A 20,818-nucleotide genomic window follows, 5' to 3' on the forward strand; every position below is an offset into this window, starting at 1 on the left:
GGTGAGGCAAGTGGCTCGCCGTGCCGCGGCGGGTCAGGGAACAGGGAGGAGGCTGGCATGGAAGGCTACCGGTATCAGCAGATCGCCTATCTGATCATACCGCTCATCGCGGGCATCGAGTTCTTCCGCACGGCGCGGTTCCTGCGGAACCAGAGCGGGGCGGAGTCGGCGAGGACCGTCGTGATGGATGCCTGCGGTTACGGATTCATCGCTTTCATCCCGGCCATTTTTATTTTCACCATTGTCGGCCTGGAGTACCACCGTTTTCCCCTGTTCGTGCAGCTGCTGCACCGGTTCGACCGCTATGGCGTCATGTTCATGTTTCTCGGGTCGTGGTGGCAGGTGTTCCTGATCACCGCGCTCAGGGCGAGGCGAACCTCCGCATCCGGGGGGTCTATGTTCCGCCTGGTCTGGATGCCCTACCTGGTGCTCGGATCGTTCATCTCGATGCTCATCCTCTGGGTGGCGCCGTTCGGCCTCATGTGGGTGTCGGTCTTCTGGTTCATTGCCAGTTTTGGCCTGCTGGCGGGCGTCAGGGTATCGCCGAACAAGGTCTGCCGCGTGTTCATGGCGCTCACGGTCGTCGTTTTTGTCGGCGAGAACATTCTCTTCATCGTCCTCGATGCCATTGTCTGAAAGGTGAAGGACCTCCGGAGACGCCCGGCTCCGGCCGGACCATCTCTTCCCTGCAGACGCGGCTCCATATCCTTGCCCCGGTACGTGCCGTTCCGTCCGCAGTTTCCCTCCCGGTTCTCCCGGGCATCATTCTGGTTTTTTCTTAAAACGAAGCAATGAAAGGCAGGCCGTTTGCGCGGCGACCGGTGCGGGGGTTTTCACGCGGCGGAAGATGAATAGGGGGGGAATTCCATGCATGCCGAGCAAGTCATTCTGAGCGAAGCGAAGAATCTCGCATGTCCAAATGCATCAGATCCTTCACTTCGTGCAGGAAGATGGCTTACCGGCGTTTTCGACTGCCTGTTAGTCCCTCTTCCCCGGTGGGGCGGGGACGCGTGGGCTTGCCTTCCTCCTGGTCCCTGCGTCTCTTGGCGTAGATCCGGACGGGCGACCCATGGAACCCGAAGGCTTCCCGCAGGTTGTTCTCGATGTAGCGAATGTAGGAGAAGTGGACGCCTTCGGGGTAATTGACGAACACGACAAATGTTGGCGGTTTGATCGACACCTGCGTAATATAGTAATACTTCACCCGTTTGGAGCGGTACAGAGGCGGCTCGTGCCGCGCCGCGAGCTGCTCGAAGACCCTGTTCAGCTCCGCAGTGGGGACGCGTTTTTCACGCTCCACGATCACCCGGTCGATCTCTTCGAAAACCTTCGTGATCCGCTGGCGCGTCTGGGCCGAGATGGTGATCACCGAGGCATAGTCAGCGAATTTGAGCCGCTGCTGGACGTCGGCCATGAACTGCTTGTAGGCCTGCTCCTTGTCCGGCACCAGGTCCCACTTGTTCAGCACGATGATGATCCCCTTGCCCTCCTCGTGGGCGAGCCCCACGATCCGTTCGTCCTGCTCCGTGATGCCCTCGGCAGCATCGATCAGCACCAGAGCCACGTCCGCCCTGCTCAGGGTCTTCATGGCCCGCATCACGCTGTATTTCTCCACTCCCTGACTGATCTTGCCGCGGCTCCTGATGCCGGCCGTGTCCACGAGCACGTATTTCTTGCCGTAGTAGGTGTACAGGCTGTCCACGGCGTCCCGGGTCGTGCCGGCCGCCGGGCTGACGATCATGCGGTCCTCCCCGATGAGCGCGTTCACGAAGGATGACTTGCCCACGTTGGGGCGCCCGATGATGGCGATCCGGGGCAGGATGTCCGCTTCCGGTTCCTCCTCATCCCGGGGGCCGGCAGGCAGCAGACGGCCAAGCTCGTCCATGAGGTCCGAGAACCCGGGGCCGTGTTTTGCCGATACCGAGAAAAGCGTGCCGATCCCGAGGCGGTAGAAGTCCGGAAGCTGCCCTTCCTGCTTCTCGCCGTCGACCTTGTTCACGGCGTAGATCACGGGCTTGCCCGATGCCCTGAGGCGCTGGGACACCTCGATGTCCGCCGGGAGCAGCCCCTCTCTGCCGTCCATCAGGAAGATGATGATGTCCGCCTCCTCCACGGCGAGCGTGGTCTGTTCCCGCATCTTTATGTACATCGAGTCCTCGGTCTCGGGCTCGAAGCCGCCGGTGTCCACGAGCAGGAAGCGCTTCCCCTCCCATTCCGCCTCGGCATAGTTGCGGTCCCGGGTGACGCCGGGCTGGTCCTCGACGATCGCGAAGTTCCTCCCGAGGATGCGATTGAACAATGTGGACTTGCCGACATTCGGCCGTCCGACTATGGAAACGACAGGTCTTGACATGGTTGTGAGCCTGCTGGGGGACGGGCATGAGGCCCGTTCCCGGCGATTTGAATTTGCAGAAGGGACTATATCATTATTGGACGCATTGGTTCAAGAAAAAATCTTGCGAAGCCCTGCTAATTGTGTTATTTTTTTACCTCATTCCCCCTGCCGGAGGCCTTATCGATGAAACGATCCCTGATGCCGTGGCTCTGCTTCCTGCTGCTCGCTGCCGCACCTTGTTATGCCGACTTTTACCGCTGGGTCGACAAGGACGGCAAGGAATTCTTCACCAACGACCCGAAACAGGTCCCGCAGGAGTACCGTGATCGCGCGACTACCGTGAAGCCGGACGAGAGCCGGGTGAGCGTGGGAGAAAAGCCGGCGCCGCCGGCTCGGCCGGACGATACCGTCGCGTCGCGGGAGCATAGGGACAAGAACGGCCACGGCGAGGAGTACTGGCGCAAGAGGGCGGCGAATTACCGCCTGAAGCTCCGGAACCAGCAGGATGAGTACGACCTGGTCCTCAAACAGCTGGACGATCAGGACCAGAAGCCGAAGAAGATCGCAACGAAGAAGAAAAAGACCCGCTCCAGCCTCGAAAAAAAGAAGCTGAAGATCGAAAAGGACATGAGTCAGACCAGGCGCATGCTCGAGGTCGACCTTCCCGAGGAAGCACGCAGGGCAGATGCCTATCCCGGGTGGCTTCGGGAATAGGCAGGGCTTCACCCCGGGAGGAGCAATAAGCAAACCGCACTTGGTGGCGGCTGGTATCCCCCGGCAGTCCTGATAAACAGGATTGTCTATCGCCATTGGGAGAATCGGCCTCTCTCAGGGCTAACCACTCCGGAAGGCCGGTGTTCTGCCAGTCCGGGACCTCGGCACCAATCCCGAGAATCATGAAAAAAGTCATAATCGCGCGGAGCGTCCTGCACTTAATCGGCGGCCACGAAACCCTGTTCAGCCGGGGAAGCGTCACGGCCTATCCCGCCCGAACCTCGGAAGAGATCCTGAATCTTCACGGGGTCCATCGCGCGGACCTCATCATCACGGATGCGGACCTGCCGCTCATGGGAGGCCCCAGGCTCTGCTCGCTCCTGCGTGAGGACGAAGACCTGAGAAGGGTCTCCATCGTCATGGTCTGCGACTCCTCCGCGGCTGGTGCCGCCGACTGCGCCGGGGGACAGGCCAACGCCGTCATTCCTAAACCCATAGACCCGGTCCTGTTCTTCTCCAAGGTGTCGGAACTACTGGTGATCCCGCGGCGCAAGGAGATGCGGGTGCTGCTCCGCGCATCGGTCAAGGGCCGGGAGCAGGAGAAGTCCTTTTTCGCCATGTCCCGAAACATCAGCATCTCCGGCATGCTGATCGAGACCGACCGGGCCTTGAGGAAGGGGGACGCCATCACCTGTTCATTCAGTCTCGGTCACGTGGAGATCACGGCTGACTGTATCGTGGTGCGGGTGTCCGGCTCCGGAGCGCGGGTCATCAGCGGCGTCAGCTTTATCAACCTGAACACCAAGGAACTGATCATCATCGAACAGTTTGTGAAGGCAGGGGTGAAACACTGAGGGACCCGGGACAAATCGCAATTGCTCAAGGCACGGAGTGCCGAGCGCATCATGCATGAGGCAAAATAGCTGGGCACTATCAGAGCGAAATCTGTTGTTTGCCGTAAAGAGGCGACCGCAGGCTCGTGACGGGTTAGCTCCGCTTGGGAAGGTACAGCGCTTTACTGATAGGGGAGGCTTTTTTGGAAGAACGGTACGATTTCAAGAAGGTGGAAGAACGCTGGCAGCGCGCGTGGGCCGAGGCAAAGACCTTCAAGGTGTCCGAGGAAGCCTCGAAGCCGAAGTACTACTGCCTTGAGATGTTCCCCTATCCCTCGGGCAGGATCCACATGGGCCATGTGCGGAACTACGCCATCGGAGATGTGATCTCGCGCTACAAGCGGATGCGCGGGTTCAACGTGCTCCACCCCATGGGCTGGGATTCCTTCGGCCTGCCGGCCGAGAACGCGGCGATCAAGCATGGGATCCACCCGCAGAAGTGGACCCTGGAGAACATCGCCTTCATGCGCGACAACCAGCTGAAACGGCTCGGCCTGTCCTACGACTGGGACCGCGAGGTAACGACGTGCCTCGAGGAGTACTACCGCTGGAACCAGTGGTTCTTCATCAAGATGTACGAACGCGGCCTCGCATACAAGAAGCTCTCCTACGTGAACTGGTGCCCGTCCTGCGCCACGGTGCTCGCGAACGAACAGGTGGAGGCCGGTCTCTGCTGGCGCTGTGGCTCCGTGGTCCAGCACAAAGAGCTCGAGCAGTGGTTCTTCAAGATCACCGCCTATGCGGAGGAACTGCTGTCGTATTGTGATAAACTTCCCGGCTGGCCCGAGCGCGTGCTCACCATGCAGCGGAACTGGATCGGCAAGTCCACGGGCGTGGAAGCCGACTTTACGGTCGAAGGGACCGTCGAGAAGCTGACGATCTTCACCACTCGGCCGGACACGCTTTTCGGCGTGACCTTCATGAGCGTCGCGCCCGAGCACCCTATGCTCGAATCGCTCATTGCGGGAAAGCCGCAGGCGAACGAGGTGCGGGCCTTCGTGCAGCGCGTGCTGCGCGAGGACAAGGCCGCGCGGACCGACGAGACGCGGGAAAAGGAAGGCATTTTTACCGGAGCCTACGCGATCAATCCCCTGAACAATGAAAGGGTCCCGGTCTGGGTCGGGAACTTCGTGCTCATGGAGTACGGGACCGGCGCGATCATGTCCGTGCCTGCCCACGATCAGCGCGATTTCGAATTCGCCAGGAAGTACGGTCTGTCCATCCGCGTCGTGATCCAGAACCCCGAAAAAAACCTCGACCCCGGGACCATGAAGCAGGCCTATGTCGAGGACGGCACGCTGGTGCATTCGGGGAAATTTGACGGACTGAACAATGCCGAGGCGAAAGAAAAGATCGCCGACCATGTGGCGTCGAGCAAGATCGGAAAACGCACCGTGAACTGGCGGCTCCGGGACTGGGGCATCTCGCGCCAGCGCTACTGGGGCACGCCGATCCCGATCATCTACTGCGGTGCCTGCGGAGCCGTTCCGGTCGCGGAGAGGGATCTTCCCGTGCGGCTGCCCGTGGACGTGGAACTCACGGGCAAGGGCAGCTCGCCGCTCGCGGAATCGAAGTCCTTCGTGGAAACAACGTGCCCAACGTGCGGCGGGAAAGCGCGTCGCGAAACGGACACCATGGACACCTTCGTGGACTCATCATGGTATTTCCTGCGCTATTGCTCCCCGCGGGAAGACAAGGCGCCCTTTGATAAGAAGGCCGCCGGATACTGGATGAGCGTGGACCAATACATAGGAGGCATCGAGCACGCCGTGCTCCACTTGCTGTATGCGCGGTTCTTCACCAAGGTGATCCGCGACCTCGGCCTTTTCAGCGGCGATGAGCCGTTCCAGAACCTGCTGACCCAGGGCATGGTGATCAAGGACGGCGCCAAGATGAGCAAATCCAAGGGGAACGTGGTGGATCCCGACTTCATCCTAAACAAGTACGGCGCCGACACGGCCAGGCTGTTCTCGCTCTTTGCGGCGCCGCCCGAGCGCGACCTCGATTGGAGCGACCAGGGCGTAGACGGCGCATTCCGTTTTCTTCACCGCGTCTGGGCGATCGTGTACAAATACAGCGAAGACGTCAAGGGCATCAGGGCCGCCGGCGTAGAGGGCCGGGGCGACAGGCTTTACCGCAAGACCCATCTTACGATCAAGAAGGTGACCGAGGACATCGAGCGGGAGTTCCACTTCAACACGGCCATCGCCGCGCTCATGGAAATGGTGAACGAGATGTACGATTATACGTCGAGCAACGAGTTCAGTCCCCGCAAGCAGGGGCCGGTGCTCAGAGCCGCAATCGATGCGCTCACCCTGCTCATCTCCCCCTTTGCGCCGCACTTTGCCGAGGAGCTTTGGGAATCGCTCGGCAATAGAATGGGCATTGCAAATGCGGCGTGGCCGCAGTATGATCCTGAAGCGATTGTCGCAGCCGAGATCACCATCGTCATCCAGGTGAACGGCAAGGTCCGGAGCAAACTGATGGTGCCGGCGGGGACCTCCGACAAGGACATCGAGGCCGCCGCGCTTGCAGATGCGAAGGTCCGGGAGTTCACGAACGGCAAGACACCCAAGAAGGTCATCGTCGTCCAGGGCAAGTTGGTGAATGTGGTGGTGTAGGGCTTAACCACTCCTAAAACCGTCGCGCTTACCTCTGAGTGTGCAGGTGCGCTCAATTCGATGAGTGCTTTCCTGCATTTTCTCTTTGGATGTGTTGGGAGTATGGAACTCAGGAGTCACCATGAAAAAAAGATTGAGCGACGTGAAAACAGCACTCCTCCCGATTCTTCTTTTGGCTGTGGCCTCCTGCGGCTACCACTTCTCCGGCACCGGTGCGGTCGTGCCGGAGGGGGCGAAGAAGCTCGCTGTCCCCGTCTTTTTGAACACCACGAACGAGCCGTATGTTGACGTTGAAGTGACCCAGGCCGTTGTCGAGGAATTCATGACCGACGGAAGGCTGAAGATCGTGGGTCCCGAGGACGCCGAACTCGTCCTTCGCGGCATCATCACCAAGTACGAGGCGACGCCGCTCTCCTACACCGTCTTCAACGGCCAGACCTATGTCCAGCAGTACCGCATCAGCATCGTCGTCGAGGCGACCCTGGAGGACCTCCGGGCAAAGAAGATACTCTGGAAACAGCCGGGGGTCGAGTCCACGTTCCTCTCGGATTATGCGGTGACGATGCAGAACGTCACGGCAACGCGGGTGTCAAAGGATGCGGCCGTGAAAAAGGCCGCGCAGGACATCGCCTGGACCCTTCGGAGCAGGGTGCTGGAAGGGTTTTGATAAAACGCTCAAATGTCCATGGTCAAGCTTAACAGGGACACCCCGGCATTCGGTCATAGCATAGTTATTTGACATTGATATTTTGCCGGTTGAACATCCAACCCTATGCTCAAGTACTCTGATCTCATCTCCGGCCTGAAGCAGGGAAAGGTTTTCTCCCTGTACCTGTTTTACGGCGAGGAGGAGTTCCTGGTCCAGGAAGCGATCGACCTCATCATCAAGAAGGTCGTCGATCCCGGAGCGAGCGATTTCAACTTCAACACGCTCTACTGCCGGGATACGCGTGCTTCGGAGCTTGTCAACCTCTGCCAGACGCTTCCCTTCATGTCAGAAAAACGGCTGGTGATCGCAAGGGATTTCGACGCGTTCAAGGCCGCGGACCTCGAAGAGCTGGTGCCCTACCTGAAGGATCCGTCGCCGAGCACCTGTCTCGTCCTGGTTTCGAACGAGGGCAGGTATGAGAAGAAGACCGTGACGGCCGCGGTAGAGGCCAGGGGGGCGGTTGCGAGGTTCTTCCCGCTGCTTGACCGCGAGATGGTGCCGTGGATCGAAGGATGGGCAAAAGGGCGCGGTCTCTCGGTGCAGCGGGATGCGGCCCAGTACCTGTGGCAGACCACCGGCAATGACCTCAGGAAGATCGGCAATGAGCTCGAGAAGGTCGAGATTCATATCAAGGGCAGGAAAGCGATCACCTTTGACGATGTGAAGGCGGTGGTAGGAGACTTCAGGGAGTACACATCCTTTGACCTGGCGGCGGCTATCGGTGCGAAGAACCGGGAAAAGGCGTTCCTGATCCTCGCACGGCTGATCCAGGAAGGGGAGGCGCCGGTTGGCCTGCTCGGCTCCATCGCATGGAACTTCCGGCGGCTGCTTCAGGCTAAGACGATGGAGGCTTCAGGTGCGAGCAAGGATGAGATCGTCAAGAAGTTGAGGATTATTTTTCATCAGGCACCCCAGTTTCATGAGCAAGTGCGGCGCTACAATCTGGACGAACTGCGAGAGGCCTTCGCCGTATTGTTGTCCACGGATAAGGCGCTTAAATCGAGCGGCATTCCGGGCAGACTGGTACTGGAGCGGATGATCCTGCGGTTGTGCGGCGCCTGAGGGAGACGCTCAAGAGATGACGAAAAAAAGAGCGCCTTCGGACTACGAAGGCGCTCTCGTGTTTTCTTGATGATGCCGGTATGAATTACGCCGCGCTGATCTTGCCGACCTTCGTGGACAGGCGGGAGATCTTGCGCGAAGCGGTGCCCTTGTGCAGGACGCCGGCGGATGCGGCCTTGTCGTAGGCCTTCATGGCATTGACCATGGCCTCCTTGGCTGCGGCGGTGTTCTTTGCCTCGACGGCCTGTTCCACCTTCTTAGCCAGGGTCTTGAGCTTGGACTTCACGGCTTTATTTATCTCATGCTTCTTTTCGGCCTGCTTCTGCCTTTTGATCGCTGACTTATGGGTTGCCACTGCGTGCCTCCTTCAGGGTTAAAAACAGAGTAGTCTTTTATCATAAAGTATGCACGGGTGTCAAGAAAAAAATCCTTTTCTTACCGGCCCTTTTCTGGTACATTTACTCTTCATTTCAGCCTTTTATTATGGCAGGGCAATCCGGACAGGGATAAATCCGGTTCACAGGGATTTCCCGGTTCTGGTTTACGCTCCGGGAATTCCCGACTGTGTCCCTATATCCACGATCTATTCGTCTTCACCGGTGGTTCAAAATGCATTTCGTCCGTGTAAGGTAAATCAGCATGACTGAGAATGTGAAGGTCGCCAGAGCCGCCGGAGTCGTCGGAATCGCCACGCTGGTATCCCGCGTCATGGGATATCTGCGGGACATGGTCATGTCCTGGGCATTCGGCACGACCATCGCGGCAGACGCCTTCTATGTCGCCTACCGCATTCCGAACTTGCTGCGCGAACTCCTGGCCGAAGGGTCCATGTCGGCGGCGTTCATCCCCGTATTCACCGAGACCCTTACCAAAGAGTCGAGGGAGAGCGCGCGCCGTCTGGCGAATGCCGTCTTTGCCCGGCTGCTCGTAGTGCTCGTCGTCCTGACGGGCCTCGGCGTTCTCTTCGCACCCTACGTGGTAAAGCTGATCGCGCTCGGCTGGGAGTACCGGCCGGAGTTCCACGATAAGTACCTGCTGGGCGTGGCGCTCACGAGGATCATGTTCCCCTACCTGCTGTTCATCGGCGTCGCCGCCCTCGCCATGGGCATGTTGAACTCGCTCAGGTCCTTTCTCTCGCCCGCGCTCTCGCCGGTCCTGCTGAACGTTATGACCATATCTGCCGTCGTGCTCAGCATCCGCTTCCTGTCCGAACCGATCCTCGGCGTGGCCGTGGGCGTGGTCATCGGCGGACTGTTCCAGTTCTTGATCCAGGTGCCGGGGCTCCGCAGGCAGGGCATGATGCCGCGGCCTCGGTTCGAGCCCACGCACCCCGGCGTGAAAAGGATCGGGACGCTCGTGCTCCCGGTCTTTCTCAGCTCGTCGGTCAACCAGCTGAACATTTTTACGAGCACGATCTTCGCTTCATTCCTGGCGACGGGAAGCATCACCTATCTCTTCTACGGGATGCGGTTCATCCATTTTCCCCTCGGCATCTTCGGCATCGCGATCGCCACGGCAGTGCTGCCGACCATGTCCTCCCAGGCTGCACGGCAGGAGATGAGCGATTTCCGCGAGACCTTTTCTTTCGGCCTTCGGCTGGTATTCTTCATCATGTTCCCGGCAATGGCCGGGCTGATCACCCTTCGCATCCCCATCGTGAACCTTCTGCTCGAGCACGGTCATTTCGACCGTCTTTCCACGGAAGGCACGGCTGCGGCGCTTCTGTTTTATGCGGTCGGACTCTGGTCCATGGCCGGCTACCGGATCGTGGCCCAGGCGTTCTACTCGCTCCAGGATACGAAGACGCCGGTCAAGATAGCGCTTGTTGCCTTTATTGCCAACATGGTGTTCAGCAGCGCGTTCGTCTTCATGACGCCGCTCGCCCATGGGGGCCTGGCGCTGGCGAACTCGCTCGCATCGATGCTGAATGTCAGCCTTCTTACGATTCAGCTCAGAAAAAAAATCGGCAGGATCGATGCCCGCAGGATCGTCAACTCGCTGCTCAAGATCATCCCGGCGTCCGTGGCAATGGGAGCGATCGGGTGGTGGGTCAGCCGGAATCCGGTCTGGGACATGAAAGGCGGCAGTCTGTACAAGGCGGAACTGCTGGGCGGCGCCATGGTCGTGAGCGCGCTCTTCTATGTTGCAGCAATGTGGGCACTGAGGAGCGAGGAACTGACGTTTCTCTGGGGAATGGTGAAGAAGAGGAGAAAGCGTGAGACATAAGATGCCCGGTGTGAAGGGAAAAGCAAAAAAAATATTCAGAACCGATCTCGGCTGGGCCGGGATCGCCGTATCCGACTCGGGAGTGGCGCTGGTCGTTCTGCCGAGGAAGGACAGGAAGTCGGTCGGGCGAGAGTTGAATAGTCGTGAGCCCGGAGTCCGGAGTTCGGCGGGAGAAGCGGAGCGGCTCCTGAGCAAGGCAGTTGTTCTCCTTCAGAAGTATTTTTCCGGCGACGCCGTTGCATTTGACCTGCCCCTTGATACCCGCTATTATACAGCCTTCCAGCAGTCGGTCTGGAAGGCGGCATCGGCGATCCCCTTCGGCGAGACGCGGTCATACGCATGGATCGCCGGCAGGATCAGGAACCCTCATGCTGCCCGGGCCGTGGGCCAGGCTTTGGGTGCGAACCCGATCCCGGTCATCATTCCCTGTCACCGCGTGATCGGGTCGTCCGGGAGTCTGGGAGGGTTCTCGGGCGGGATCGGGATGAAGAAAGTGCTGTTGAAGCGGGAACGCGGGCATGGTCGCAGATGAGCCGTCCCCGGCCAGGTCGTGGACAGTATCCCCGCACGGGGTAAAGCGACTGCGCGTAGCTCTCTCGGAGTTCTTGCACTCCTGTTCGCAGCCTGGTTTCTGATCTCTCATCATCAAAGGACAAAAAAATGCTGCTCATGAGACTCGTCGTAGGTCCACTCCAGGTAAACTGCTTCATTCTGGCCGATGAGAAGACCAGGGAAGCCGTGGTCATCGACCCCGGCGACGATGCGCAGGACATCCTCCTCATCATCAAGGAGAAGGGCCTGAAGGTCAAGTACATCGTGAACACCCACGGCCACTTCGACCATATCGGTGCGAACAAAGCGATCAAGGAAGCCACGGGCGCCGAGATCCTGATCCATGAGGGCGACGCCGCGGTGCTCGCGTCCGCGCCGCGTCAGTCAGCCATGTTCGGCATGAAGTCCGTTTCCTCCCCTCCGGCGGACCGCTTTGTCAGACACGGTGACGTGATCAGGGCCGGCGAGGTCTCACTCAGGGTCCTGCACACTCCCGGGCATTCCCCGGGAGGCATCTGCCTCCTGGAAGAAGGCATCGTCTTCACCGGCGATGCTCTCTTCGCCGGTTCCATCGGCCGGACCGACTTCCCGGGCGGCGACCTCGCGACCCTGCTTCGCTCCATCAAGACGAACCTTTTGACCCTGTCTGATGACACAAAGGTCTTTTCCGGCCACGGTCCCGCGTCAACCATCGGCGATGAGCGGCGGGAAAACCCTTTTCTGAACGATCAGTCGGGGTTTGAATAACTGGTTTCCCTTGAGCTTTAACGGGCGTTGTGGTAAATTAAGAGACCCGTTTATCAACCACAGATCAACACAGATGAACAGATGAACCCTGCGGTTCGTGAATTCAAGCATTTCCAGCCTGCTTTTACCGAGGGTCTCCTGCGATTGCACGGAGAAAAAGGAGAATAGCAATGGTTGTCGGTCCGATTCGAGACGGTCTCACCTTTGACGATGTCCTTCTGCTTCCCGCGAAATCCGATGTTCTGCCCAAGGACGTGGATGTCCGGACCCAGCTTACCAAGCGGATCATACTGAATATCCCGCTCGTGAGCGCGGCCATGGACACCGTGACCGAGGCGAAGCTCGCCATCGCCCTGGCCCAGGAGGGCGGCCTTGGGTTCATCCACAAGGCCCTCATGATCGATGTCCAGGCCGAGGAGGTGGACAAGGTCAAGAAGTCAGAAAGCGGCATGATCATCGACCCGATCACCATCTCGCCGGACGCCAAGATCTCCGATGCGCTGGATGTGATGAAGAAGTACCGCATCTCCGGAGTGCCCGTGACCAAGGGCAACAAACTCGTCGGTATCCTCACCAACCGCGACCTCCGGTTCGAAACGAGGTATACGCTCAAGGTTTCCGAGGTGATGACCAAGGACCACCTGGTAACGGCCCCGCTCGGCACGACCCTCGAGAAGGCCATGAAGATCCTCCAGAAGTACAAGATCGAGAAACTCCTGATCGTGGACAAGGACTTCAGCCTGCGCGGCCTCATCACCATCAAGGACATCGAGAAAAAGATCAAATATCCAAACGCCTGCAAGGACAAGCTTGGACGACTGCGTGTCGGCGCTGCTGTCGGTGTGGGCGATCATTCTGAACGCGTGCCTGAGCTCCTGAAGGCCGGCGTCGACGTCGTCGTGGTCGATACCGCTCACGGCCATTCCCAGGGCGTGATCGACGCGGTCAGGGCGATCAAGAAGAAATACCCCGACCTCGATCTCATTGCGGGGAACATCGCGACGTCGGAAGCGGCAAAGGACCTTATCCGGGCGGGCGCTGACGCGGTGAAGGTCGGCATCGGCCCCGGTTCCATCTGCACGACACGTGTCGTGTCCGGGGCCGGCGTGCCCCAGATCACGGCGGTCATGGACTGCTGCAAGGAAGCGGACAAGACGGGCATCCCGGTCATTGCCGACGGCGGGATCAAGTTCTCGGGAGACATCACCAAGGCACTCGCCGCAGGCGCCTCCTGTGTGATGATCGGAAGCCTCTTCGCCGGCACGGAAGAGAGCCCCGGCGAGACGATCCTGTACCAGGGCCGGAGCTACAAGCTCTATCGCGGCATGGGCTCCATCGGCGCCATGGAGCGCGGCAGCAAGGACCGCTACTTTCAGTCCCATGAGGAGGAGAAGGCCAAGCTCGTTCCGGAAGGCATTGAGGGCCGGGTGCCGTACAAGGGGACCCTTTCGGCCAGCGTACATCAGCTTATCGGCGGCGTGAAGGCGGGCATGGGCTACAGCGGCTGCGAGAGCCTGCAGGCCCTCCGGGAGCGGTCGCGGTTCATCAAGATCACCAGCGCGGGCCTGCGCGAGTCGCACGTGCACGACGTGGTGATCACGAAAGAAGCGCCGAACTACCGGATGGACTAAGCAGGCCCTTTTCACCCCGGACCGGGACTGTGTGGAGAGAAGGCGCCGTGTCAGCATCATCGACGCTGTCACGGGCGAACAATCCCTCCCTTCGTATCCTTGCCGATCTGCATTTCCTTGAACCGGCGGCCGCGGGCACGCCGCGTATGACTTAACATGTCCAAAGTAATCCCGTTCAAGAAAACCCGTGGACCGAAGATGTCGAAGGCCCTGCCTCTGCATGAGGGCTTCGAGCCCTGCAGCCAGGACATGACCCTCTGCGGCGACTGCGAGGGAAACCGGGCAATGAACAAGTGCCCTCGGCTCAAGGAGTGGCTGGCGAAGCGGCGATAAGTAGCAGCAAGACCCTGCCGCGCCTGAGGTGCCTGAATATCCCTGGTTGCCCGAATCGCCTCCTGATGGCCAGTCTTCCTGCAACGGCGTCGTTGAGCCGGATGCCGTCCTGATGATCTTCCCGCAGGTCACATGTCAGACAAGATCAAGATCGCCATAAGCTCCTGCCTTTTGGGCTACCCCGTTCGGTACGACGGCGGGCACAGGCTCGATCCGTATCTTCGCGACAAACTCGGCCAGCTCGTGGAGTGGGTGCCGGTGTGCCCCGAGGCGGAGTGCGGCTTGCCCGTGCCGAGGGAGCCCATGCAGATCATCGATGACGGGGCATCGAGGAGGCTGGTTGCGATCTCCTCCGGAATCGACCATACCGTACGATTGATGATATGGGCGAAGAAAAAGCTGTCTGATCTCGAGAAGCTGGACCTCCGCGGGTTCGTGTTCAAGGCCCGCTCCCCGAGCTGCGCCGTGCGGGATGCGCAGATCGTTACGCCTTCGGGCAGCGCGGCCGGCAAGGCTGCGGGTCTGTTCACCGAGGCTGTTCTGAGGAGCTTCCCGTCCCTTCCTGTGCATGACGAAGAAGCGCTTCAAGACCCGGCCGTCATAGGGGGTTTTATCGAGAGAATAGGTGCGCCTGGGCGCGGTCAAATTGATTTTAAGGGAGATTGACGGTATAATGATTTCTCGCGGGCCGAAGGGCAGCGCCGGAGAGAGGAAATTCATGGAGGAACGAATACAGAAAATCATTGCGGCGGCAGGCGTTGCATCGCGCCGCACGGCGGAACAGCTGATCGCCGAGGGCAGGGTGCGCGTCAACGGCCAAGTGGTGACCGAGCCCGGCACGAAGGCCGACTCCACGCGGGACCACATCAAGGTCGACGGAAAGCTGATCAACCCAAAACAGCCCCCCACGTACATCATGCTGAACAAGCCAGCCGGATTTGTCACGACCATGTCCGACCCGGAAGGCCGGCCCACGGTGCAGGACCTCGTGTCCGGCGTCAAGACTCGCGTGTATCCCGTCGGCCGGCTGGATTACAACACCGAGGGTCTGCTGCTGCTGACGAACGACGGCGACTTCGCACACCTGATCACCCACCCCAAGCACGAATTCCCGAAGACCTATCTGGCAAAGGTCAAGGGCGTCCTGAGCGATGCCCAGATTGAGACGCTGGAAAAAGGTATGTTTCTCCAGGACGGCAGGACCGCGCCCGCGAAGGTCAAGAAGGTCCGCAAGGAGGAGGCGAACTCCTGGATCGAGATCACGATCCATGAGGGCCGGAAGCGCCAGGTCCGGCGCATGTTCGATCACGTGGGCAGTTCGGTCATCAAACTCAAGCGGACCAGGACCGGGAGTCTGCTGCTCGGCGACCTGCCGGAGGGAAGGTTCCGCCATCTTACCAGCGATGAAATTCGCGCGCTGCGGGATACGGCTCTGAAGACCGACGAGAGCGGTCGGCAGATCAAGGTGTATAAGCCGGCTGTGCCGGCGCGCAGGGCAGACGGGAAAACCGGGAACGAGGGCGGCGGACGCCGGGAAGAAGAGCGAAGGCTGACGACCCGGCGGCCCGGTATCCCGGATACCCGAAGCGGGTTGAGGAAGAACCAGGGAATAACGGCTAGGACTTCCCCCCGGCGCAGCGAAGACATCTCCCGGCGGGGCGAGAGAGGCCACGGCCCGGGGCCAAGACGAACTCCGGGGAGGCCTCCTGTATCGGGATCAGGCGAACGCCGGAGCGCATTCAGCAGTACGGGATCCGGGCGGATGGTCACGAGCAACACCCGAAGCAGGTTGCGCATGAGCCAGGGAGTGAAGGACAACAACACCGTTCGGAAGCGCGAAGGTTTCTCCCCGCGGGAAGAGAGAACCATCGGTTCTGATTCAAGACGAACCCCGGGAAGACCTCCTGTATCGGGATCGGGCGGACACCGGACGGCATTCGGCAGTACTGGGTCCGGCCGTATGGTCATGCACGACACCCGAAGCGGGTTGCGCAAGAACCAGGGAGTTAGGGACAACAACGCCGTTCGGAAAAGTGAAGGTTCCTCCCGGCGGGAAGAGAGAAGCACCGGTCCGGAACCGAGACGAACGCCGGCAAGTACCGCATCGGGATGGGGCGGCCGCCGGCCTCCATTCGGCACCGCAAGACCCCAACCGGGAACCGGCAGCGAAAAACGAAAAACAAGTTCCGGCCCGCGTCCTAACAAGAGCACGTACAGCGGAGGCCGGGGAGCGGCGCGCCGGATACCGCGGGGGCCTGGAAGTGGAACGAAAGGGCCGGGCAGGCCTGGAACGAGGCGATAGAATGCGGTTGTCATGCTTGCGGGCGAGGTGAGGCGGGGTGAAGGGCCGCGACCGGGAACAGCTGCGCGCTCATGTTGTCATCCACGGTCTGGTCCAGGGAGTCTTTTTCCGGGCGAGCACGCGGGAGGAGGCGTTTCGCCTTGGAGTTGGCGGCTGGGTCAGGAACCTGCCGGATGGAAGCGTCGAGGCCCTGTTCGAGGGAGAAAAGAAGAAGGTCGAGGAGATCGTCGGCTGGTGCTACAAGGGGCCGCCGGGAGCCAGGGTCCTGAAGGTCGATCTTCAATGGGAGTCTTATAAAGGGGAGTTCACGCTGTTCGATGTCCGCTACAGTCGGTAAATACCTCTGCCTGCTCCTCGCGGTCCTCGCACTCGAGTTCGCGTGCAGGACCGAAAAGCCCGTGGAGCCCAAGAAGCCGGAGCCGGCAGTGGTCATCAAGACAAAGCATCCGGTTCTCTCTCCGGGGCAGCGGGCGGAGTTGGGCTTTCCGATAGACCTGATCGGCCAGGTCGAGCTGTCCGCGGGAGCAGAGGCTGAACCGTTTTTTGTGACCGTCGAGATCCCCTCGGAGAACCTGAAGGGCGCCAAGGGGTTCGAAAAGGAGACACTCGCAGGCTTCAGCGTTCGCACAAAAAAGTCGGACGATCTGATCCAGGCCTATCGGTCTGGCCTTCGCGTGAAAGGGCTCCTGATCTTCAAGAGCCACCGGGGCTACGGCAGCCTGCCCGACATCGTGACTGTCGTACGGGGCCACAACTCCTACGACCTTCTCAAGATCCAGGGGACGGAGGCAGCCAATTACGGTCTCGATACCAAGACAATCATTGCCTGGCTCAAAGAGCAGCAGAAGGAAAGCAGCTTCATGGTCACCGGAGCGGGACCAGACTGGGTCGAGGCGAAGTTCACCCGGCAGCCGGAAGACATGAAGGCCTTCGCAAAAAAAGTGTATGCCTTCGCTCCCGATATACGCGAACACGGCCCTCAGACGGTGGAACAGATCGCAGAGCGCATGCGGAAGACCAACGGTTTTTTCCTCATCTGGGACTGACACTCCGTTTTCCTCCTGCACTAGGGATATCACCACGGCGGCGAAGAAATTTCTCTTATACGGTTCTTTTCGACAAGGCGGGTGCATGTACATCCTCGGGATCGAAACATCGACCAAGACCGGAAGCGTCGCGGTCGTCTCGGCAGAAGGCGTTGTCGCGCAGTACAGCCTGAACATCGAGGTCACCCATTCCGAACGGCTCATGTCCACGGTGGACCGGGTGCTGAAAGATACGGGCATGACTTTGAGAGATATGGACGGCTTCGCTGTGGCCATCGGGCCGGGCTCGTTCACGGGCCTCAGGATTGGCCTTGCTACCGTCAAGGCGCTGGCGTTCTCGACGAACAAACCCGCGGCAGCGGTCCCGACGCTTCAGGCGCTTGCCTGGAACCTTCCCTATGCCGTCTATCCGGTCTGCCCGATGCTCGACGCCCGGAAGAACGAGGTGTACGCCGCGATCTACCAGTTCGAGGGCGACCGCGTGATCCGACTGCTCCCCGAGACGGCAATAACGATCGTCGAACTGGGAGGACGGATCGCGGGGAGGACGATCTTCACCGGAGAAGGGGCCCGCATCTTCCGGGCGGAGATCGAAGAGCGGTGCGGGAGCAACGCGCTGTTCGCTCCGCTGTCGGCCATCTTGCCCTCTGCGGCCGCGGTGGCCGAGATCGGACTCGGTATGATAACGCGCGGGGAAATGGCGGAAGGGGACAGCCTGACGCCACGGTATATTCGACGGCCGGAAGCCGAGGTTGCATGGGAAAAGAGACAGTCATCACGATAGAGCGGATGAAGAAAAGCGACATAGACCAGGTGCTCGCCATCGAACAGGAATCCTTCAGTCATCCCTGGTCGAGAAATCTCTTCCTTTCCGAGTTCCGCAGCATGGTCTCGTTGCTGCTCGTCTCGCTCGCTGATGACCCCGCATTGCGGCGTGTGACGGGGTATATCATCTCCTGGCTGGTTGCGGATGAAATGCACATTCTGAACCTCGCCGTGGCGCCCGCCTTTCGCAGACACGGCATCGCCCGCCGTCTCGTGCTCGCGGCACTTCTGCAGGCTTCCTTGAAAGGCGCAAAGAAGGCCTTCCTTGAGGTCAGGGTATCGAACAGCAGCGCGCAGAAATTATACTCTGATCTCGGATTCACCGGGAGTTCCATCAGGAGGGACTATTACGATGCTCCTGTCGAGGATGCCGTTATCATGACGCTCGAACAGGGAGCGCTGGAGCATATCGTAAAAACGGTAAGCTCTGCGAACTGCGCATGGTGATCACATCATGTCGCCGCAGGAAAGAGCCCGATGGCACCATTCAATCGGGAATTTAATTTGGCATTTCAAATAATATATTTGTATTTTCAACATGTTACAGGCTTAAAACGAGTCTTGCCTTTTCCCGGCAAGTGTGGTACATTTTTTTTACCAAATAGCGAGTTGCTCTTGTTACACCGCTGATAACCTGTCCCCTAACTTAACCGGTCAAAGGAGGGCTATGCGTATGAATGCGGAGGTAAAAGAAGAAGCAGTAGTTATGGAAAGACTCAGGATCGAGAATCCTGAGTTCCAGAAATGGGAAGAGGAGCACAAGAAACTGGAAGACTCGTTGATGACCTTTGAATCCCACCGGTACCTGACTCCCGAGGAAGAATTCGAACGGAAGCGGATCCAGAAAATGAAGCTGGCAGCAAAGGACAGAATGATGGACTTGATCAGGCAGTCAACAGTAGGACGAGCCTGACGAAGGATGAGGCGGGGTGACGGAAACCCTGCCTTTTATATTTTACAACCGGGAAAATCGGACAAATCCCCCCTTTACGACGAAGCGTAGGGGGGATTTTTTTATTGACTCTGTTCCCGTATCTATGTTAAAAATAACAAATTGTTGAGAAGTTCCCTTGACGATCTTCGCTGCGAAGTATCGGCACGGACCGGCGCTTACGTTTCAGCAGGCGCCGTCATTTTTTCTGAACAGGAGCCATATCCCCTTGAGAAGCGACAGGATCAAAAAAGGCCTGGAGCGTGCGCCGCACAGGGCTCTTTTATTCGCTACCGGCATCACACGGAGCGAACTCGACAAACCCATGATCGGCATTGCCACGAGCTGGAACGACCTCATTCCCGGCCATATCGGCATGCGCGATCTCGAGCGGTTTATCGAAAAAGGCGTGCACGCCGGCGGCGGATGGCCGCTTTTCTTCGGGGTGCCGGGTATCTGTGACGGTATCGCCATGGGCCACCTGGGCATGCACTATTCGCTCGCGTCCCGCGAGTTGATTGCAGACATGGTGGAGTCCGTGGCAATGGCCCACGCCTTTGATGGGCTCGTGCTCTTGACGAACTGCGACAAGATCACACCGGGCATGCTCATGGCGGCGGCGCGGATCGACATCCCGACCATTGTCGTGACCGCCGGTGCCATGCACTCCGGCAACTACCGCGGCAGCCGCATCAACCTCATCAGCGCCTTTGAGGCCGTGGGCAAGGTGCGGAAGGGCGAGATGTCCGAGCTCGACCTTGCAGAACTCGAGACCTGCGCCTGCCCGGGGGCAGGTTCGTGCCAGGGCATGTATACGGCGAACACCATGGCCTGCGTCACCGAGTCGCTCGGCATGAGCCTGCCGGGATGCGCAACGGCGCTGGCCGTTTCGGGCGAGAAGCGGCGGATCGCCTTTGAGAGCGGAAAACGCATCTCCGGCATGGTGAAGGAAAATCTCACGCCGCGGAAGATCATGACCAAGAACGCTTTCGAGAACGCCATCCGCATCGACATGGCACTCGGCGGCTCGACGAACACGACGCTCCACATCCCGGCGATCGCCCATGAGGCTGGTATCGAATTGTCGATCGATACCTTTGATACGATCAGCCGTACGACGCCGCATCTGTGCAACATGCTGCCCGGCGGTCCTACCTATATGGAGGACCTGGATGCTGCGGGGGGCATACCGGGTGTATTGTCCCGCTTCACCAAGGTGCTCAAGCCTTCACCCACCGTGAGCGGCAGATCGATCGTCGACCATGCGAGGGCAGGCCGTGTCGGGAACGATGACGTCATCCGGACCTTGAACAACGCCTACCACAAAGAGGGCGGGATCGCGGTGCTCTCCGGCAACCTTGCGCCGCATGGCTGCGTCGTCAAGCAGACGGCGGTGAGCGACAAGATGAAAAAGTTCGAGGGCACGGCCGTCGTGTTCGACTCTGAAGAGGAGTCGATGAAGGCCATCCTCGCGAACAAGATCAAACCGGGCCACGTGATCGTGATCCGCTATGAAGGACCCAAGGGCGGGCCGGGCATGCGTGAGATGCTCTCTCCCACCTCCGCCATATCCGGCATGGGGCTGGGAGAATCGGTCGTTCTGCTGACGGACGGCAGGTTCTCGGGCGGGACGCGCGGCCCCTGTATCGGCCATATCTCGCCGGAGGCGGCCGAGAGCGGGCCCATTGCGGCAGTGAAGGACGGAGACCGCATCCTCCTCGACATACCGAACCGAAGGCTGGAGATCAAACTGTCCAAGGCAGAGCTCAGGAAGCGGCTTGCGAAATGGAAGCCGCGGGAGCCGAAAATAAAGTCCGGCTGGCTCGCCCGGTACGCAAAGGTGGTCACGTCCGCGAACACCGGAGCGATTGTAAAAGCGTAGTCAGGCTTA

General features: G+C 59.7%; 21 protein-coding genes. 19 read left to right on the forward strand and 2 right to left on the reverse strand.

The features are described from left to right. The first annotated feature begins 57 nt into the window (after positions 1-57). Positions 58-636 (forward strand): hypothetical protein, encoded by a 579-nt coding sequence (locus VL197_07565; protein ID HUJ17836.1) that lies wholly within the window; start codon positions 58-60, stop codon positions 634-636. Between the two features lie 319 nt (positions 637-955). Here the strand turns inward: VL197_07565 and der are convergent, their stop codons facing one another. Then, positions 956-2,353: a ribosome biogenesis GTPase Der gene (gene der, locus VL197_07570; GenBank protein HUJ17837.1), complete on the reverse strand. Its 1,398-nt coding sequence runs from the start codon at positions 2,351-2,353 to the stop codon at positions 956-958. Positions 2,354-2,518: 165 nt separating this feature from the next. Between der and VL197_07575 the strand changes: the two genes are divergently transcribed. The 5 genes from VL197_07575 to holA all read left to right on the forward strand — a co-directional run bounded on the left by VL197_07575 (position 2,519) and on the right by holA (position 8,334). After that, positions 2,519-3,049 carry a DUF4124 domain-containing protein gene (locus VL197_07575; GenBank protein HUJ17838.1) on the forward strand — a complete coding sequence of 177 codons (531 nt, stop codon included), beginning with the start codon at positions 2,519-2,521 and terminating at the stop codon, positions 3,047-3,049. A 182-nt stretch (positions 3,050-3,231) separates the two neighbouring features. Then, a complete protein-coding gene (locus tag VL197_07580; GenBank protein ID HUJ17839.1) occupies positions 3,232-3,903 on the forward strand; it encodes a PilZ domain-containing protein in 672 nt (223 codons plus the stop codon). Positions 3,904-4,085: 182 nt separating this feature from the next. Then, positions 4,086-6,563, forward strand: coding sequence for a leucine--tRNA ligase (gene leuS, locus VL197_07585; protein ID HUJ17840.1), 2,478 nt, complete (start codon positions 4,086-4,088; stop codon positions 6,561-6,563). Positions 6,564-6,684: 121 nt separating this feature from the next. Next, positions 6,685-7,230, forward strand: coding sequence for an LPS assembly lipoprotein LptE (gene lptE, locus VL197_07590; GenBank protein ID HUJ17841.1), 546 nt, complete (start codon positions 6,685-6,687; stop codon positions 7,228-7,230). Between the two features lie 105 nt (positions 7,231-7,335). Further along, the gene (gene holA, locus VL197_07595; protein ID HUJ17842.1) at positions 7,336-8,334 is read left to right on the forward strand and encodes a DNA polymerase III subunit delta; all 999 of its coding nucleotides are present in this window, start codon (positions 7,336-7,338) and stop codon (positions 8,332-8,334) included. 85 nt (positions 8,335-8,419) lie between these two features. On the opposite strand, the gene rpsT is transcribed toward holA, so the two are convergent. After that, on the reverse strand, positions 8,420-8,689 hold the full coding sequence (rpsT, locus tag VL197_07600; protein ID HUJ17843.1) for a 30S ribosomal protein S20: 270 nt from the start codon (positions 8,687-8,689) through the stop codon (positions 8,420-8,422). A 284-nt stretch (positions 8,690-8,973) separates the two neighbouring features. Between rpsT and murJ the strand changes: the two genes are divergently transcribed. The 13 genes from murJ to ilvD all read left to right on the forward strand — a co-directional run bounded on the left by murJ (position 8,974) and on the right by ilvD (position 20,809). Next, the gene (gene murJ, locus VL197_07605; GenBank protein HUJ17844.1) at positions 8,974-10,560 is read left to right on the forward strand and encodes a murein biosynthesis integral membrane protein MurJ; all 1,587 of its coding nucleotides are present in this window, start codon (positions 8,974-8,976) and stop codon (positions 10,558-10,560) included. Further along, positions 10,550-11,092: a methylated-DNA--[protein]-cysteine S-methyltransferase gene (locus VL197_07610; GenBank protein ID HUJ17845.1), complete on the forward strand. Its 543-nt coding sequence runs from the start codon at positions 10,550-10,552 to the stop codon at positions 11,090-11,092. The genes murJ and VL197_07610 overlap by 11 nt, the downstream gene beginning before the upstream one ends. Before the next feature lie 128 nt (positions 11,093-11,220). Next, positions 11,221-11,859: an MBL fold metallo-hydrolase gene (locus VL197_07615; protein HUJ17846.1), complete on the forward strand. Its 639-nt coding sequence runs from the start codon at positions 11,221-11,223 to the stop codon at positions 11,857-11,859. Between the two features lie 170 nt (positions 11,860-12,029). After that, positions 12,030-13,490 carry an IMP dehydrogenase gene (gene guaB / locus VL197_07620; GenBank protein HUJ17847.1) on the forward strand — a complete coding sequence of 487 codons (1,461 nt, stop codon included), beginning with the start codon at positions 12,030-12,032 and terminating at the stop codon, positions 13,488-13,490. A gap of 156 nt (positions 13,491-13,646) precedes the next feature. Then, positions 13,647-13,823, forward strand: coding sequence for a hypothetical protein (locus tag VL197_07625; protein HUJ17848.1), 177 nt, complete (start codon positions 13,647-13,649; stop codon positions 13,821-13,823). 132 nt (positions 13,824-13,955) lie between these two features. Beyond that, positions 13,956-14,489, forward strand: coding sequence for a DUF523 domain-containing protein (locus VL197_07630; protein ID HUJ17849.1), 534 nt, complete (start codon positions 13,956-13,958; stop codon positions 14,487-14,489). A 52-nt stretch (positions 14,490-14,541) separates the two neighbouring features. Beyond that, the gene (locus VL197_07635) at positions 14,542-16,125 is read left to right on the forward strand and encodes a pseudouridine synthase (GenBank protein ID HUJ17850.1); all 1,584 of its coding nucleotides are present in this window, start codon (positions 14,542-14,544) and stop codon (positions 16,123-16,125) included. A 37-nt stretch (positions 16,126-16,162) separates the two neighbouring features. Beyond that, complete coding sequence (locus VL197_07640; GenBank protein HUJ17851.1) at positions 16,163-16,462, forward strand: acylphosphatase; 300 nt, start codon at positions 16,163-16,165, stop codon at positions 16,460-16,462. Next, a complete protein-coding gene (locus VL197_07645; protein HUJ17852.1) occupies positions 16,443-17,171 on the forward strand; it encodes a DUF4253 domain-containing protein in 729 nt (242 codons plus the stop codon). Before VL197_07640 ends, VL197_07645 begins: the two co-directional genes overlap by 20 nt. Positions 17,172-17,256: 85 nt before the next feature. Further along, positions 17,257-17,955 (forward strand): tRNA (adenosine(37)-N6)-threonylcarbamoyltransferase complex dimerization subunit type 1 TsaB, encoded by a 699-nt coding sequence (gene tsaB, locus VL197_07650; protein HUJ17853.1) that lies wholly within the window; start codon positions 17,257-17,259, stop codon positions 17,953-17,955. Beyond that, entirely contained in the window at positions 17,928-18,443 is a 516-nt protein-coding gene (rimI, locus tag VL197_07655) for a ribosomal protein S18-alanine N-acetyltransferase (GenBank protein HUJ17854.1), read from the forward strand. Before tsaB ends, rimI begins: the two co-directional genes overlap by 28 nt. A 226-nt stretch (positions 18,444-18,669) precedes the next feature. Continuing rightward, on the forward strand, positions 18,670-18,909 hold the full coding sequence (locus VL197_07660) for a DUF465 domain-containing protein (GenBank protein HUJ17855.1): 240 nt from the start codon (positions 18,670-18,672) through the stop codon (positions 18,907-18,909). Between the two features lie 247 nt (positions 18,910-19,156). Then, positions 19,157-20,809 (forward strand): dihydroxy-acid dehydratase, encoded by a 1,653-nt coding sequence (gene ilvD / locus VL197_07665; GenBank protein HUJ17856.1) that lies wholly within the window; start codon positions 19,157-19,159, stop codon positions 20,807-20,809. Positions 20,810-20,818: the final 9 nt, after the last annotated feature.

It is taken from the genome of Nitrospirota bacterium, from assembly GCA_035516965.1.
Classification (GTDB): Bacteria; Nitrospirota; UBA9217; order UBA9217; family UBA9217; genus MHEA01.

Coding starts and splice junctions, on each gene's coding strand:
- VL197_07565 (HUJ17836.1), top strand. CDS start 58: ATGGAAGGCTACCGGTATCAGCAGATCGCCTATCTGATCATACCGCTC.
- der (HUJ17837.1), bottom strand. CDS start 2,353: ATGTCAAGACCTGTCGTTTCCATAGTCGGACGGCCGAATGTCGGCAAG.
- VL197_07575 (HUJ17838.1), top strand. CDS start 2,519: ATGAAACGATCCCTGATGCCGTGGCTCTGCTTCCTGCTGCTCGCTGCC.
- VL197_07580 (HUJ17839.1), top strand. CDS start 3,232: ATGAAAAAAGTCATAATCGCGCGGAGCGTCCTGCACTTAATCGGCGGC.
- lptE (HUJ17841.1), top strand. CDS start 6,685: ATGAAAAAAAGATTGAGCGACGTGAAAACAGCACTCCTCCCGATTCTT.
- holA (HUJ17842.1), top strand. CDS start 7,336: ATGCTCAAGTACTCTGATCTCATCTCCGGCCTGAAGCAGGGAAAGGTT.
- murJ (HUJ17844.1), top strand. CDS start 8,974: ATGACTGAGAATGTGAAGGTCGCCAGAGCCGCCGGAGTCGTCGGAATC.
- VL197_07615 (HUJ17846.1), top strand. CDS start 11,221: ATGCTGCTCATGAGACTCGTCGTAGGTCCACTCCAGGTAAACTGCTTC.
- guaB (HUJ17847.1), top strand. CDS start 12,030: ATGGTTGTCGGTCCGATTCGAGACGGTCTCACCTTTGACGATGTCCTT.
- VL197_07625 (HUJ17848.1), top strand. CDS start 13,647: ATGTCCAAAGTAATCCCGTTCAAGAAAACCCGTGGACCGAAGATGTCG.
- VL197_07630 (HUJ17849.1), top strand. CDS start 13,956: ATGTCAGACAAGATCAAGATCGCCATAAGCTCCTGCCTTTTGGGCTAC.
- VL197_07635 (HUJ17850.1), top strand. CDS start 14,542: ATGGAGGAACGAATACAGAAAATCATTGCGGCGGCAGGCGTTGCATCG.
- VL197_07645 (HUJ17852.1), top strand. CDS start 16,443: ATGTCCGCTACAGTCGGTAAATACCTCTGCCTGCTCCTCGCGGTCCTC.
- tsaB (HUJ17853.1), top strand. CDS start 17,257: ATGTACATCCTCGGGATCGAAACATCGACCAAGACCGGAAGCGTCGCG.
- rimI (HUJ17854.1), top strand. CDS start 17,928: ATGGGAAAAGAGACAGTCATCACGATAGAGCGGATGAAGAAAAGCGAC.
- VL197_07660 (HUJ17855.1), top strand. CDS start 18,670: ATGAATGCGGAGGTAAAAGAAGAAGCAGTAGTTATGGAAAGACTCAGG.